11 protein-coding genes are annotated in these 14,104 nt (G+C 70.1%); 3 read left to right on the top strand and 8 right to left on the bottom strand.

The window, feature by feature from the left end; genetic code table 11:
- Positions 1–178 precede the first annotated feature (178 nt).
- Together OGL92_RS05895 and OGL92_RS05890 are read right to left on the bottom strand one after the other, a co-directional pair.
- A complete protein-coding gene (locus tag OGL92_RS05895) occupies positions 179–1,570 on the bottom strand; it encodes an L-cystine transporter (protein ID WP_263141617.1) in 1,392 nt (463 codons plus the stop codon).
- A gap of 307 nt (positions 1,571–1,877) precedes the next feature.
- Positions 1,878–4,268 carry a membrane-bound PQQ-dependent dehydrogenase, glucose/quinate/shikimate family gene (locus OGL92_RS05890; RefSeq protein ID WP_263141614.1) on the bottom strand — a complete coding sequence of 797 codons (2,391 nt, stop codon included), beginning with the start codon at positions 4,266–4,268 and terminating at the stop codon, positions 1,878–1,880.
- Positions 4,269–4,489: 221 nt separating this feature from the next.
- Here OGL92_RS05890 and OGL92_RS05885 point away from each other — a divergent pair, with 221 nt between their 5' ends.
- Positions 4,490–5,065 (top strand): diguanylate cyclase, encoded by a 576-nt coding sequence (locus OGL92_RS05885; protein ID WP_263141613.1) that lies wholly within the window; start codon positions 4,490–4,492, stop codon positions 5,063–5,065.
- A gap of 15 nt (positions 5,066–5,080) precedes the next feature.
- On the opposite strand, the gene OGL92_RS05880 is transcribed toward OGL92_RS05885, so the two are convergent.
- Positions 5,081–5,989 (bottom strand): LysR substrate-binding domain-containing protein, encoded by a 909-nt coding sequence (locus OGL92_RS05880; protein ID WP_263141611.1) that lies wholly within the window; start codon positions 5,987–5,989, stop codon positions 5,081–5,083.
- An 89-nt stretch (positions 5,990–6,078) separates the two neighbouring features.
- Here OGL92_RS05880 and OGL92_RS05875 point away from each other — a divergent pair, with 89 nt between their 5' ends.
- Together OGL92_RS05875 and OGL92_RS05870 are read left to right on the top strand one after the other, a co-directional pair.
- Positions 6,079–7,137 carry a nitronate monooxygenase gene (locus OGL92_RS05875; protein WP_263141608.1) on the top strand — a complete coding sequence of 353 codons (1,059 nt, stop codon included), beginning with the start codon at positions 6,079–6,081 and terminating at the stop codon, positions 7,135–7,137.
- 345 nt (positions 7,138–7,482) lie between these two features.
- Positions 7,483–8,688 (top strand): GAF domain-containing sensor histidine kinase, encoded by a 1,206-nt coding sequence (locus OGL92_RS05870; protein ID WP_263141606.1) that lies wholly within the window; start codon positions 7,483–7,485, stop codon positions 8,686–8,688.
- 27 nt (positions 8,689–8,715) lie between these two features.
- Here OGL92_RS05870 and OGL92_RS05865 read toward each other — a convergent pair whose 3' ends face one another.
- The 5 genes from OGL92_RS05865 to OGL92_RS05845 all read right to left on the bottom strand — a co-directional run bounded on the left by OGL92_RS05865 (position 8,716) and on the right by OGL92_RS05845 (position 14,099).
- Complete coding sequence (locus tag OGL92_RS05865; protein WP_263141604.1) at positions 8,716–9,510, bottom strand: SDR family oxidoreductase; 795 nt, start codon at positions 9,508–9,510, stop codon at positions 8,716–8,718.
- 97 nt (positions 9,511–9,607) lie between these two features.
- Positions 9,608–10,015: a hypothetical protein gene (locus tag OGL92_RS05860; RefSeq protein WP_263141602.1), complete on the bottom strand. Its 408-nt coding sequence runs from the start codon at positions 10,013–10,015 to the stop codon at positions 9,608–9,610.
- Complete coding sequence (locus OGL92_RS05855) at positions 10,012–11,478, bottom strand: efflux transporter outer membrane subunit (protein WP_263141600.1); 1,467 nt, start codon at positions 11,476–11,478, stop codon at positions 10,012–10,014. Before OGL92_RS05855 ends, OGL92_RS05860 begins: the two co-directional genes overlap by 4 nt.
- The gene (locus tag OGL92_RS05850; RefSeq protein WP_263141598.1) at positions 11,475–12,554 is read right to left on the bottom strand and encodes an HlyD family secretion protein; all 1,080 of its coding nucleotides are present in this window, start codon (positions 12,552–12,554) and stop codon (positions 11,475–11,477) included. Before OGL92_RS05850 ends, OGL92_RS05855 begins: the two co-directional genes overlap by 4 nt.
- Before the next feature lie 27 nt (positions 12,555–12,581).
- Complete coding sequence (locus tag OGL92_RS05845; protein WP_263142109.1) at positions 12,582–14,099, bottom strand: MFS transporter; 1,518 nt, start codon at positions 14,097–14,099, stop codon at positions 12,582–12,584.
- Positions 14,100–14,104 lie beyond the last annotated feature (5 nt).

Here is a 14,104-nt window from a genome sequence, read left to right as displayed (position 1 = left end):
GCGGCCTGCGGCGAAATGAAGGGGGTCTGGCAGGGTAGCGCAACCGCACAGGGTAGCCTTCCCCCGAGGACGCGGGTTCTGGCTGCGTGGAGAATCGAACGCAGCCCAGCCGCGGCACCCGCCTCGCCCGTAAAGAAAAGGCCGGCAAAGGCCGGCCTTCCTCTGCAACCGCTCCGACCTAGGCGTGCACCAGCTCGGCGTGTTCCTCGCGGTTCAGCAGCGCCGTGTCGGTCACCCCGAACCAGCGGCTGGTGAGCGAACCGGCGGTCAAGGAGCCGTTGACGTTCAGCGCGGTGCGGCCCATGTCGATCAGCGGTTCGATGGAGATCAGCAAGGCCACCAGGGTTACCGGCAAACCCATGGCCGGCAGCACGATCAGCGCCGCGAACGTCGCCCCGCCGCCCACGCCGGCGACGCCCGCGGAACTGAGCGTCACCACGCCGACCAGGGTGGCGATCCACATCGGGTTCAGCGGGTCGATGCCCAGGGTGGGCGCCACCATCATCGCCAGCATCGCCGGGTAGAGACCGGCGCACCCGTTCTGCCCGATGGTCGCGCCGAAGGAAGCGGAGAAGCTGGCGATGGACTCCGGCACGCCCAGGCGCCGGGTCTGCGCCTCGACGTTCAGCGGAATGCTGGCGGCGCTGGAGCGGCTGGTGAAGGCGAAGGTCAGCACCGGCCAGACCTTCTGGAAGAAGCGCAGCGGGTTGATGCCGTTGATCGCCAGCAGCAGCGCGTGCACGCCGAACATGATCGCCAGGCCGAGGTAGGAGGCGACCACGAAACTCCCGAGCTTGAGGATGTCCTCCAGGTTGGAGCCGGCGACCACCTTGGTCATCAGGGCCATCACGCCGTAGGGCGTGAGCCGCATGATCAGCCGCACCAGCTTCATCACCCAGGCTTGCAGGGTGTCGATGGCAGCCAGCACGCGACGACCTTTCGCCTCGTCGTCCTTGAGCAGTTGCAGGGCCGACACGCCGAGGAACGCGGCGAAGATCACCACGCCGATGATGGAGGTGGGGCTGGCGCCCGTGAGGTCGGCGAAGGGGTTGTGGGGCAGCAACGAGAGCAGCAGCTGCGGCACGCCGAGGTCGGCCACCTTGCCCACGTAGTTGTTCTGGATCGCGGTGAGCCGGGCGGTTTCCTGGGCACCCTGCACCAAGCCGTCGGCGGTCAGGCCGAACAGGCTGGTGACGAACACGCCCACCAGCGCCGCGATGGCGGTGGTGAACAGCAGCACGCCGATGGTCAGCACACTGATCTTGCCCACCGAGGAGGCGTTGTGCAGGCGTGCGACCGCGCTGAGGATCGAGGCGAAGACCAGGGGCATCACGATCATCTGCAGCAGTTGCACGTAACCGCTGCCGACGATGTCGATCCAGGTCAGCGTGGTTTTCAGGACCGGCGCATCGGCGCCGTAGATCAGGTGCAGCGCCAGTCCGAAGGCCACGCCGAGGAGCAGGCCGAGCAGCACCTTCTTCGACAGGCTCCAGTGGGCCCGTGCGCTCCTGGCGAGCACCAGCAACAGCACCAGGAAGGCCAGGACATTGAGCAAGAGCGGTAGGCTCATCCTTTTTTCTCCGCTTAAACGCGCTACGGCAGCCTGGAAACGGCTGCCGTAGACGGGGGACATTAGGGGTTTGAATCACGGCTGGCATGGTAGCAGCCCCCGCGCTAGAGCCCTTAGACCCAAAAAGAATGGGTAATAACCGTTTCGCCGGGCGGTCCTCGCCTGGCGGGGCGCGAGCCCACCAGGCCGACCGAACATCGTCGTTGGAGAGCAGGACCCAGCCGGGCGAAACCGGGAAAACGCGCGTCGGCATCCTCGGCGGGATTGCAAGCCGCCCCTCGCCCTGAATCGCCGTGGTCGACGGGACCTAGCGCGCCTTGGCCGGCAACGCATAGGCCTTCAGGTAATCCCCCGAGCGGGTCTGCAAGCCGCCATGGCCACCGGCGGCGATCACCACGTACTGGCGGCCGTCCCGGCCCAGGTAGGTCATGGGGGTCGCCTGGCCGCCGGCGGGCAAGCGGGTCTTCCACAGCTCGCGTCCGCTGCTGGCTTCGAAGGCGCGCAGATAGTCGTCCGCGGTGGCGCCCATGAAGATCAGCCCGGAGCGGGTATTGATGTTGCCGCCGATGTTGAAGATCCCGGTGGGGAACGGCAGGTTCAGGTGCAGCCCGAACGGCCCGGTATCGCGGGTGGTGCCCACGTCGTGCCGCCACGCCAGTTGCCGGTTATCCAGGTCCACCGCGGCCAACTGCCCCCAGGGCGGCGCCTTGCAGGGCGCCTGGAACAGCCCGAGCCAGGGCTCGACCTTGACCACGTAGGGCGTGCCGTACTGCGGGTTGATGGAGAAATCCTTGGGCCGTGGCGGCGTGCCGCGGCCATTCCAGGGCTCCACCAGGCCCTCCGCCTCCGCGTCCTGACGCGCATACACCCGGGCGGTGAAGGGGATATAGCTGAGGTTGGCGTACAACCGCCGGTGCAGCGGGTCGAGGGACGCGCCATGCCAGTCGATCACCCCGTCGAAGGCCGGGTAGACCAGGGTCTTCCGCTCCAGCACGAACGGCGTGTAGGCGCCCTGATAGTTCATCCGCCGGAACTCGATGCGGCACAGCATCTGGTCGAACGGGGTGACGCCCCAGGCGTCGCTTTCGCGTATCGGCGGCGGCGCGAAGGACGGCATGCCTACCGAATAAGGCTGGGTCGCCGCGACCGGCTCGCCCGGCAGGCCACCCTGGGGCGCGGGGCGCTCGGCCACTTCCGCCAGGGGCTGGCCGGTCTCGCGGTTGAGCAGGAAGAGCTCGCCGCGCTTGGTCGTCTGCAGCAGCGCCGGAACGCTGGCACCCTGCTCGCCGGGCAGGTCCACCAGGGTCGGGCCTATGGGTACGTCCATGTCCCAGAGGTCGTGGTGCAGGGTCTGGAACGTCCAGCGCGGCGCGCCGGTGCGGATGTCCAGGGCCACCACCGAGCTGGAGTAGCGCTCGTCGAACGGGCGCCGCTTGGCCCCGTAGTAGTCGGGGACCGCGTTGCCGGTGGGCAGGTAGACCAGGCCCCGCTCGACGTCCGCGGTATAGACGCCCCAGGCGTTCGGCGTGCCGGCGGTGAAGGTCTCGTCGGCGGCCGGGTGGACCACCGGCGAATCCGCGCGACCGATGTCCCAGGCCCAGGCGATCTCGCCGCTGACCGGATCGAAGGCGCGGACGGCGCCGGAGGGTTCGTGGGTCTTCTGCCCGTCGTAGATCCAGCCGCCGAGGATCACCCGGTCCTGCGCCACCAGCGGCGGCGAGGTGACGAAGTGGAACCCCTTGGGCACCTCGCCCAGGTGCTTGCGCAGCGAGACGAAGCCCTTGTCGCCGAAGCCCTCGCAGAGTTGCCCGGTGTGGGCGTCCAAGGCCATCAGCCGCGCATCCGCCACCGGGGCGATGATTCGTTGCCGGCAGGGCGTCCCGGCCGGCGCTTCGTAGTAGGACACGCCCCGGCAAGCCAGGTAGGCGTTGTTAGAGGTCTCCGGCTTCGGGTCGAACCGCCAGCGCTCCTGGCCGGTGTCCGCGTCCAGGGCGATGACCTGGCTGTGGGGCGTACAGATGTAGAGGCTGTCGCCGACCTTGATCGGCGTGACCTCGAAGTTGAATTCGTAGCCGTGCTGGTTTTCGCCGGACTTCGCCAGGTCGCCGGTCTGGTAGGTCCAGACGTTCTCCAGGCGGGCGACGTTGTCGGGGGTGATCTGGTCCAGCGGCGACCAACGCTCGCCGCGCGGGGTACGCCCGTAGTACTGCCAGTCTGCCTGGGCCACGCCATCGGCGACCGGCGCCGCGACCTGGGCCAGGTCCGCCGCCGGCTGTGAGCGCGGATGGGCGAACAGCAGGGCCAGCACCAGCAGCACCGCCACCAAGGGCACCGCCAGGGCGCCCCAGGGGGACGGCCGGCCAGCGCCGTCGAGCTTGCGCCGCAAGCTCGGCAACAGCAGGTAGAGGCCCATCAGGGTCGGCAGCATCAGGCGCGGCTCGAGCTGCCAGACGTCCGTGCCCACTTCCCACAGCGACCAGCCGAGGGTGGCGAGCCAGAACGCCCCGTACAGCCATAGCGCCTGGCGCTGGCCGCGTATCAGCAGGCCGCCGGTGAGTGCCAGGCTCACCCCAGCGCACAGGTAATAGAGGCTGCCGCCGAGGATCAGCAGCCAGATGCCGCCCAGGATCAACAACGCACCGAGGAGGAGGAACAACCAACCGGAGAACACCGGTCTGGAGCGGGAGTAAATAGGCATGTAAGACATTTCCCAGGCCACTGCACCCCTGTTGGAGTGACCGGAAATAAAATTTGTTCTGAATATTTCAGGGCTCCTGGGCGGCTCCCGTTGCACGGCCCGCCGCTCCCCGCAGAAGGCTCGGCAAAAGGGAACTCCGAAGCGGGAAACGTCTCGGATGGGAAACCGATCACCCGCACCGGTCACGCCGGTCCACCCCCGCTGGAAAACGAAGTCCCGCCATGCCCGACGAAAATCTCGCCACCGCCTACCTGATGTATTTCCTCCTGCCGGTCTGGCTGCTGGCCGGCTTCGCCGACTGGCTGTGCCACCGGCGCACCTCGATCAGCACCACCACCGGGATCAAGGAATCGCTGATCCATTTGCTGATGCTGCTGGAAATCGGCGTTCCCCTGCTGGCGGCGATGTTCCTGCAAGTCAATGCGCTGATCTTCCTGTTGATGCTCGCCGCCTTCGTGCTGCACGAACTCACCGCACTGTGGGACGTGAGCTATGCGGTCAGCCTGCGCGATGTGAAACCCAGCGAACAGCACGTGCACAGCTTCCTGGAAATGATCCCGCTGATGGGGCTGAGCGTCCTCGCGCTGTTGCACTGGCAGGCGTTCCTTTCGCTGTTCGGGCTCGGGGAGGCTCCGGCCGAGTACGCCTTGCGCTGGAAACAGCAACCGCTGCCCGCCGGCTATCTCGCCTGCGTGCTGGGCGCCACCCTGCTGCTGGCGGTGCTGCCCTACCTGGAAGAACTGCACCGCGATTGGCGCGATCGCCGCCGCGCGGCGGCCTCCACCCCCGCGCGCTGAGCCGCGCGGCCGGCCTCAAGCGAGCGTCACCGGGTCCCGCCCTTCGGTCAGCAGGTTGCGAAAGGCGTCGAACGCCGCACTGGCGTAGTCGCCGCGCCAGACCAGCAGGGTTTCCACCCGGGTCAGCGCCAGGGCGCGCAGTCGCGGCGGCTCCCGTTGCAGGTCCAGCACGGAACGCGGCATCACCGCGGCACAGGCGCCCGCCGCCACGCACGCCAGGATGGCGTGATAGGAGCCCACCTCCTGCACCCCGAGGGGCGCGGCGCCCCCGGGCCGCGCGGACTCCAGCCAGCTCTGCGCCAGGCTCCGGTAGGCACAGCCGCTGGCGAAACCGGCGAGGGTCCGCAGGCTCACCTCCCCAGGGTGGCTGACCGGCGGGTGGCTCTCCGGCAGGATCAGCAGCAATTCCTCTTCGAACGCCACGCGGCTCTCGAGACCCGCGTCCAGGGGGTCGTCGACCCAGTCGCCGGCGGCGAAGCGGCGCCCCCGAGCGACCAGCGCGCAGTCCAGGCGGCGGGCGGACACCGCGTCCATCAGCGACAGGGTCGGCCCGGTGCGAACCTCCAGCGTCACCTCCGGCCAGTTCCCGTGGTAGCGCGCCAGCAGCGCCGGCAAGCGGCTCGCCGCGGTGCTCTCCATGCTGCCGAGACGCAGCTTCCCGCCCGGTTGCCCGGGCTTCATCGCCTGCCTCGCCTCTTCAGCCAGGGCCAGCAGGCGTTCCGCATAAGCCAGGTAGGCATGGCCGCGCTCGGTCAGGGTCATGCGCTTGCCGTCGCGGAGGAACAGCGCCACGCCCAGTTCCTCTTCCAACTGACGAATCCGCGTGGTGACGTTCGACTGCACCCGCTGCAAACGCACCGCCGCGCGGGTGACGCTGCGCTCGGCGGCTACCGCGCGGAAGATTTCCAGGCTGGACAGATCCATAATCCATCTCTTTCGAAGAACGACTTTCAAACAATGTTCTTCCTGTGAGATAAATCGAGCAAGCGATTTCAACCCAGCAGGTTATTGCCATGTCCTCCGCCGCGCTGTCCCTCCTCGGTATCCGCCACCCGATCATCCAGGCGCCCATGGCCGGGGTTTCCACGCCCCGCCTGGCCGCCGCCGTGTCCGAAGCCGGCGGGCTCGGCTCCCTCGGGCTCGGCGCCAGCTCGGTGGAGCAGGCGCGTGCCGCGATCGCCGAGACCCGCGCGCTCACCCCCAAGCCCTTCAACGTCAACCTGTTCTGCCATCGCCCGGCGGTGGCGGACGCCCGACGCGAGGACGCCTGGCTGCGCCATCTCGCGCCCTTCTTCGCCGCGTTCGGCGCCCCGCCGCCGACCGGCCTGCACAGCCCCTATCGCAGCTTCGTCGACGACGAGGCGATGCTGGAGATGCTGCTCGCCGAGCGCCCGCCGGTGGTCAGCCTGCACTTCGGCCTGCCGCCCGTGGAGCGTATCCGTGCCCTGCAAGCCGCAGGCATCCGCGTGATGGCCAGCGCGACCGGCCTGGACGAGGCGGAGCAGGTGGAAAACGCCGGGGTCGACCTGGTGATCGCCCAGGGCATCGAGGCCGGCGGGCATCGCGGGGTGTTCGAACCCGAGCAGAAAGACCCCGGCCTCGGCACCCTCGCCCTGGTCCGGCTGCTGGCCGCCCGCGGCAGGCTGCCGGTGATCGCCGCCGGCGGCATCATGGACGGCCAGGGCATCGACGCGGTGCTGGCCCTGGGCGCCTGCGCCGCGCAACTGGGCACCGCGTTCATCCTCTGTCCGGAATCCGCGGCCGACGCCACCTACCGCGCCGCCTTGCGTAGCGAGCGGGCGCGGCATACCGCGATCACCTCGACGATCTCCGGGCGCCCGGCGCGCGGCCTGGCCAACGCGTTCCACCGCGCGGTGGACGTCGCCCAGGCGCCGGCGCTGCCGGACTATCCCATCGCCTACGACGCCGGCAAGGCCTTGCAGCGCGCCGCGGTGGCAGCCGGCAACCACGACTTCGACGTGCACTGGGCCGGCCAGGGCGCGCCGCTGGCCCGCGAGCTGCCGGCGGCGGAACTGCTGCGCAGCCTGCTCGCGGACATGCGCCGCGCCTGAGACGCGCGAACGCCATGGACGAGGGCCACGCGCCGGGGCCTTCCGCCAGAGGTTTCGTCATGGGGGGACGAGGGCCGTTGGGCCGGGACTTCCAAAACCGCCCTTGGGCCCCGGAGGAGTCGAACGCTCCACGTCCTCAGGCAGACTCGAACGGCCGGCGAGCGAGAGCCTGCACGGGTTGCCCGCCCCCCCTTCACCCGGCCAGGACGCGCGTCGTGGTTGCCCTGCCCGGCCATTGGTCGCACACTCCGGCGCAGACATCGCCGCTCAGGAGCGCCGATGGCCGTTTCCCGCTTCCGCCAGCCGGCTCGTTCCTGGCTCGCCGATCATCCCTAGAGGCAACACGTGGCTTATAAGCAGCAGGAGTGCGCGACGCGTTCGGTCGAGAGCGACATCGCCAGCATCGGTCGGATCGGCGCGGTCTCGGCGATCCTGCAGATCATCGTCGAGAGCACCGGCCTGCGCTTCGCCGCCATCGCGCGGGTCACCGAGGACTCCTGGACCGCCTGCGCGGTACTCGACCGGATCGGTTTCGGCCTGGAGGTGGGCGGCGAGCTGGAAGTGACCAGTACCCTCTGCCACGAGATCCGCTCCAACCAGCGCGCCGTGGTGATCGACAAGGCCAGCGAAGATCCGTGCTACCGCGACCATCACACGCGGCGTCGATACCGTTTCGAAAGCTACATCTCGGTGCCGGTGTTCCGCGTCGACGGCAGCTTCTTCGGCACCATCTGTGCCCTCGACCCGCTGCCGGCCAAGCTCTCCGAGCTGAATATCGAAGCGGTCATGCACTCCTTCGCCCGCCTGCTGGCCCTGCAACTCGATGCCGAGGAAAGCCAGCAGCGCACGGAAACCGCCCTGCTGGAAGAACGCGAGACGGCCGAGGTGCGCGAGCAGTTCATCGCGGTGCTCGGCCACGACCTGCGCAACCCGCTGTTCGCCATCACCGCCAGCGCCGAGATGCTGCTGCGCAAGGCCGCGCTGGACGCCTACTCGAGCACATTGGTCAACCACATCCTCACCTGCGGCCGGCGCGCCTCGAAGCTGGTGGAGGACGTGCTGGACTTCGCCCGCGGCCGGCTCGGCAACGGCATCCCCCTCGACCTGCACGACTGTGCCGACCTGGAAGCGGCCCTGCTGCACGTGGTCGACGAGGTGCAACGGGTCCATCCGAAGCGGATCATCCGTTCGCGCATCCAGGGCATCAATGGGCTGCGCTGCGACTGCGAGCGCATCGCCCAGTTGCTTTCCAACCTGGTGGCCAACGCCATCGCCCACGGCACGCCCACCGGCATCGTCGACGTCGAAGCGGTGCTGCGCGACGGCGCCTTCGTGCTGTCGGTGAGCAACCAGGGCACGCCGATCGCCGAGGACCACCTGGCGCGGCTGTTCCAGCCCTATTCGCGGCCTTCCAGCCCGATGCCGCGCGCCGGCCTCGGGCTGGGGCTGTACATCGCCAGCGAGATCGCCCGCGCCCACGGTGCCAGCCTCGACGTGCGCTCCACGGCGAAGGAAGGCACCACCTTCACCTTCACCCTGCCGCTGGCCTGAGGCGGCCGCCCGGCGCGGGCGACTCGCTCAGGCGATCGACCGCAACACGCCGCCGTCCACCCGCAGCGCCGCGCCGGTGGTGGCCGAGGCCTGCGGCGACGCCAGGTAGACCGCCATGTTGGCCACCTCTTCCACGCTCGCCAGACGCTGGATCACCGAGCTGGACCGGTGCTCGCGGATGAAGTCGCGCTCCAGTTGCTCCATGGGCGTCTGGCTGCCGGCGGCCATGGACGCGAAGAACTCGCCCACGCCTTCCGAGCGGGTCGGCCCCGGCAATACCGCGTTCACCGTCACCCCGCTGCCCGCCAGGGTTTCCGCCAGGCCGCGGGACACCGCCAGCAGCGCGGTCTTGGTCATGCCGTAGTGAACCATCTCGGTGGGGATCTGCAGCGCCGACTCGCTGGACAGGAACAGCACCCGGCCCCAGCCGCGCGCGACCATCTTCGGCGCGTAGTGGCGCGACAGGCGCACCGCGCTCATCACGTTGACCTCGAAGAAGCGCTGCCAGTCGGCGTCCTCGATCTCGAAGAAGCCCTTGGGCTCGAAAATCCCCAGGTTGTTGACCAGGATGTCCACCTCCGCCACCTCGGCGAACAGCCGCGCGGCACCGGCGGCATCGCCCAGGTCGGCGGCCACGCCCTGCAGGCGCGCGGCCGGGTGTTCGCCGCGCAGCGTCGCCAGGGCCTGCTCCACGCGAGCGGGGGTGCGGCCGTTGATCACCACCTCGGCGCCTGCCCCGGCCAGGCCGCGGGCGATGGCCAGGCCGATGCCGGCGGTCGAGCCACTCACCAGGGCGCGTTTTCCAGTCAGATCGATGTGCATCGGAGTCTCCAAGAGTCAGCAAAGAAGTCGGACAGACTAGGTCGTGTAGGGAAAACCGTCGACCGCAGGGCGGGCGCGGCGCGCGGCCTCCGGCCGCTCAATCGGCTTCGCCGGCGAGCCAGCGCCGCGCGATGTCCTGTGCCTCCGGCCAGGACCCCGCCATCTCCTGGCGGATGCCGAAGGCCTTGATCGCCCCCTGCATGGCGGCGCGTCGCGTTTCGCGGTGCCCGGCATCCGCCTCGATGACCAGCAGCCCCCGGCAGACCTGGCCGAGGGCCGCCTTGTTGCGCTTGAGCCAGAGTCCGCGCGCCTTGCGGTCGTCGTGGGCCTCGTCGCGACGCGCCCCGTCGAAGACCACCACGAAGGCCTCGCCGTGGCGCATCAGGGCCTGCATGTCCGCTTCCCAGGCAGGGGCGTAGCCGGGTATCGCCGCTTCGTGACGGAAGCGCACCAGGGGGAAGGCCTGGATGTCGTGGACGAGAAACGCTGTGTGATCGAGGGTCATGGTCGACTCCGGGTAGGGGAAGAGGAAGCGAGGGCCTGCGGCTCGTCGAGGGTCTGCCACCCGCCGCCGAGGGCCTTGTAGAGGCTCACCAGGGACAGCGAGACCGCGGTGGTGCTTTCCACTTGGGCGGCCTGGTTGGCCAACAGGCTGTTCTGCAGGGTGAGTACGTCGAGGAAATCCAGCGTGCCCTGGGCATATTGCCGTTGCGCGCTCTCCAGGGCGCGGCGGCTCTGTACCACCGCTCGCCCGAGACTGGCGCGACGGCGCTGCTCGGCCTGGTAGGCGTTCAAGGCGTCGTCCACCTCGTGCCAGGCGCCGAGCACGGTCTTCTGATAGGCGATGGCGGCTTCCTGCTGGCGTGCCTCGCGCAGGCGCAGCGCGCCGCGCAGCCGCCCACCCTCGAACAGCGGTACGCTCAGCGCCGGGCCGAAGGCGAAACGGCGCGAATCCCAACCGCCGAAATCCGCCAGTTGCAGGGCCTGGAAACCGAGGTTGCCGGACAGCGTGATGCGCGGATAGAAGTCGCCCCGGGCGACGCCGATGCCCGCGGTGGCGGCATGCAGCTCGGCTTCGGCGCGGCGGATATCGGGACGCCGCGCGGCCAGCTCGCTGGGCAGGCCCAGGGGCACCTCGGTGGGCCCGGCGGGCACCGGCGCCGGCTCGCGCAGTTCGTCCTGCAAGGCCCGTGGCGCCTGCCCCAGCAACAGGCTCAGGGCATTGCCCAGTTGCGCCTCGCGCTGTTGCAACGCGGGGAGCCGCGCCTCGATGGCGGCGACCTGGGCGGCGGCTTCGGCCACCTCGAGATCGGTGGCGATGCCCTCGGCGAGGCGCGCACGGGTCAACCTCAGGCTGCGCCGGGCGATCTCCAGGTTCTGCCGAACGATGTCCAGGGCGTTCTGCGTGCCGCGCAACTGGATGTAATCCCGCGCGGTTTCCGCCATGACCGCCAACGCCACGCCGTGGCGTTCCTCCTCGGCCACCCGCACCTCGGCATCGGCCGCCTCGATCTGCCGGCGCACGCGCCCCCACAGGTCCAGCTCCCAGCCCAGGTCGAAACCGCCCTGCCAGAGGCTGTAGGCCGAATCGCCGGCGCGCCCGGAAGGATCGCTGAGGCCATCCTGGCTGTTGCGCGCGCGGCTGTAGTCGAGCCCGGCGTTCACCGCGGGCAGGGCATCGGCGGCGAGCACGCGGCGGGCCGCGCGGCTCTGTTGCAGGCGGCTGGCGGCACTCTGCAGGTCCAGGTTGAGGGTCGCCGCCTCGTGCACCAGGGCGGACAGGCGCGGATCGCCGAAGGCGTCCCACCAACGCGCGGCCACGGCCCCCTCCTCGGCGCGGCCGCCATCCGGCAGCGCCCAATGGGCATCCAGGTCCGCGCGCGGCGGCTGGAAATCCGGGCCGACGCTGCACGCGGCCAGGCTGGCGCCGAGCAGCAGCCCGGCGCAGGCGAACGGCAGCCGGATCATCGGGCGAGCTCCCCGCGCTGGGCGACGGGCAGTTCCCCGGCATCGGCGGTATCGATGCGCGCCTCGACGGACATGCCGACTCGCAGCCGCTCCAGCAAGGCCTGCTGCGCATCGAGGGCGATCTTCACCGGGATGCGCTGCACCACCTTGGTGAAGTTGCCGGTGGCGTTGTCCGGCGCCAGCGCGGCGAAGGTCACGCCGGTGGCCGGGGCGATGCTCTGCACGTGGCCGCGCAGCACCTCGCCGGGGTAACCGTCCACCTCGATCTCCACCGCCTGGCCGGGGCGCACCGCGGTGAGCTGGGTTTCCTGGAAGTGCGCGCGGACATAGGCATGCTCCAGCGGCACCAGAGCCATCAGTTCGCTGCCGGGGCTGACGAAGGCGCCGATGCGCACCGCGCGGCGGCCGACGGTGCCGGCCAAGGGCGCCACCACACGGGTGTGGGACAGGTCCAGTTCGGCCCGGGCCTCGGCGGCCAGGGCGCGCTGGACGCCGGCCTCGGCCGCGTCGCGCTGGGCGGCGAGCACCTCGGTCTGCTTGCGCGCGGCGTCCAGCGCGGCGCGGTCGCGGGCCTGCCCGGCGCGAGCGCTGTCGAAGCGGCTCTGCGCCTGCTGCGAATTCTGCAAGGTGCCGGCGCCCTGCCCGGCCAGGTGCCGGTAGCGCTGCACCTCGAATTCGGCGAACGCCAGTTCGGCGCGGTCCGCCGCGACCCTGGCCTCGGCCTGCTCGATCAGCGAACCCTGGCGTTCCAGGGAGGCCTGGGCATGGGCCTGCTGCGCCCGGGCGCTGGCCACCTCGGCCTGCGCCGCCTGCAGCGCGGCGCGGTAGTCGCGGTCGTCGATCTGCGCCAGCAACTGGCCGGCTTCCACGTGCTGGTCGTCCTCCACCCGCACCTCGCTGATGAAGCCGGCGACCTTGGGCGCGATCAGGGTGTAGTCGGCGGCCACGTAGGCGTCGTCGGTGCGCTGGAACCGGCGCGGGCCGGAGAACCCGAGCCAGACGGCATAGGCCAGCAGTGCGAGGCCCAGGACGAGGCCCAGGAACAGGGCGGTCTTGCGTGTTGCGGTGTCGCTCATGATGTCGCTCACGATGAAGGTCCGGTGTCAGGCGACGGCGCGCGGCGGGTAGATGCGCGTCGGCACGAAGGGAATGAGAAAGATCAGGGCGACGGCGAGCGCCGCCATGTACAGGTAGAGGTCCGCCGAGGCCAGCACCACCACCTGCCGATGCAGACGCGCGGCGAGGCCGGGCAGCGAGGCGGGGTCGAGGGGCTGGGCGGCGTTGCCCAGCTGATCGACCAGCGCGTTGGAATGGAAATGCCGGCGCGCCGTGCCGAGCGCGTCCAGCACCCCGCCGGCGAGCACCGCGGAAAACCCCTTGACGGTGTTGAACCAGGACGAGGCGTAGGGGCCGTCCTGGGGCGCCAGGCCGCCGGTGGCCAGCATCAGCAGGGGGATCACCGCCATCGGCTGGGCGAAGACCTGCACGGCCTGCATCAGGTAGAAATCCTCGCGGATCCACGCCGAGGTGAGCCGCGAGCCCAGGTAGCAGGACAGCGCCAGCAGGCCCAGGCCCAGCGCCAGCACCGCACGGCAGTCGACCCGCCGCAGGTTGCACAGCGCCGCCACCAGCGGCAGCGCCAGCAATTGCGGCAGGGCCACCCAGAGCATCACCGGCGCCGTCTGCAAGGGGCGGTAACCCTGGACCTGGGCGAGATAGCCGGAAGGGATGAGGATCACCGCCAGCAGCACGAAGAGCACGCCGCCGAGGGTCACCAGGGCATGGGTGAGGTTGCGCTTGGCGAGCATCTGCAACTTGAAGAACGGCAAGGGGTGGAACCATTCGTTGACCAGGAACAGCACCAGCAGCAGGCTGCCGCCGCCGATGCACGCACGGATGGCCGCGGACTCGAACCAGTCCAGGCGCTCGCCTTGCACCAGGCCGATCACCAGCAGGCAGATGGCCGGGAACCCCAGCAGCAGGCCGCGCCAATCGAATTGACGGAAACGCTCCAGGCGCAGCGGGTCCTGCGGCAAGCCCCAGGCCACCGCCGCCATCGCCAGCAGGCAAGGCGGGACCACCTGCCAGAACGCCCAGCGCCAGCCGACGTACTCGGTCCACAGCGCCGCGAGCGGGGTGCCCAGGCTCGGCCCGAAGGTGGCGGTCAGGGCGTAGCCGGCCAGCCCGTAGAGTTTCACCCCGGGCGGCAGGAACCGCAGCGCCACGGTCATCAGCATCGGCGGCAAGGCGCCGCCGGCAAGCCCTTGCAGCGTGCGCAGCAGCAACAGGCACTCGAGCGTGGGCACCAACGGGCAGAGGAAGCCGAGCAGCATGAAGGCGCCGATCGCCCACAGGGTGAAGCGCCGCAGGGAAAAGGTCACCGAGCACCAGGGCGCGAACGCCATGGCGCTGACCGAGGTGGCGGCGTAGAGCGCGATCAGCCAACTGCCTTCGTCATGGCCGATGCCCATGGCGCCGCGGATGTCGGCCAGGGCCACCTTGGTGACGTTCTCGTTGAGGCCGGCGACCAGCACGGCCAGCAGGACGCCCACCAGGCCGGTGGCGATGCGCAGGCCGAAGGCCGAGGGCGCCGCCACCGGCCGGGCCGCGGCCTCCGGCATGGCGG

This window comes from Pseudomonas sp. RIT-PI-AD (assembly GCF_025642785.1).
Classification (GTDB): Bacteria; Pseudomonadota; Gammaproteobacteria; order Pseudomonadales; family Pseudomonadaceae; genus Pseudomonas_T.
The sequence above is the reverse complement of the archived record's forward strand: the minus strand, read 5'-3'. Positions and strand labels throughout refer to the sequence as shown.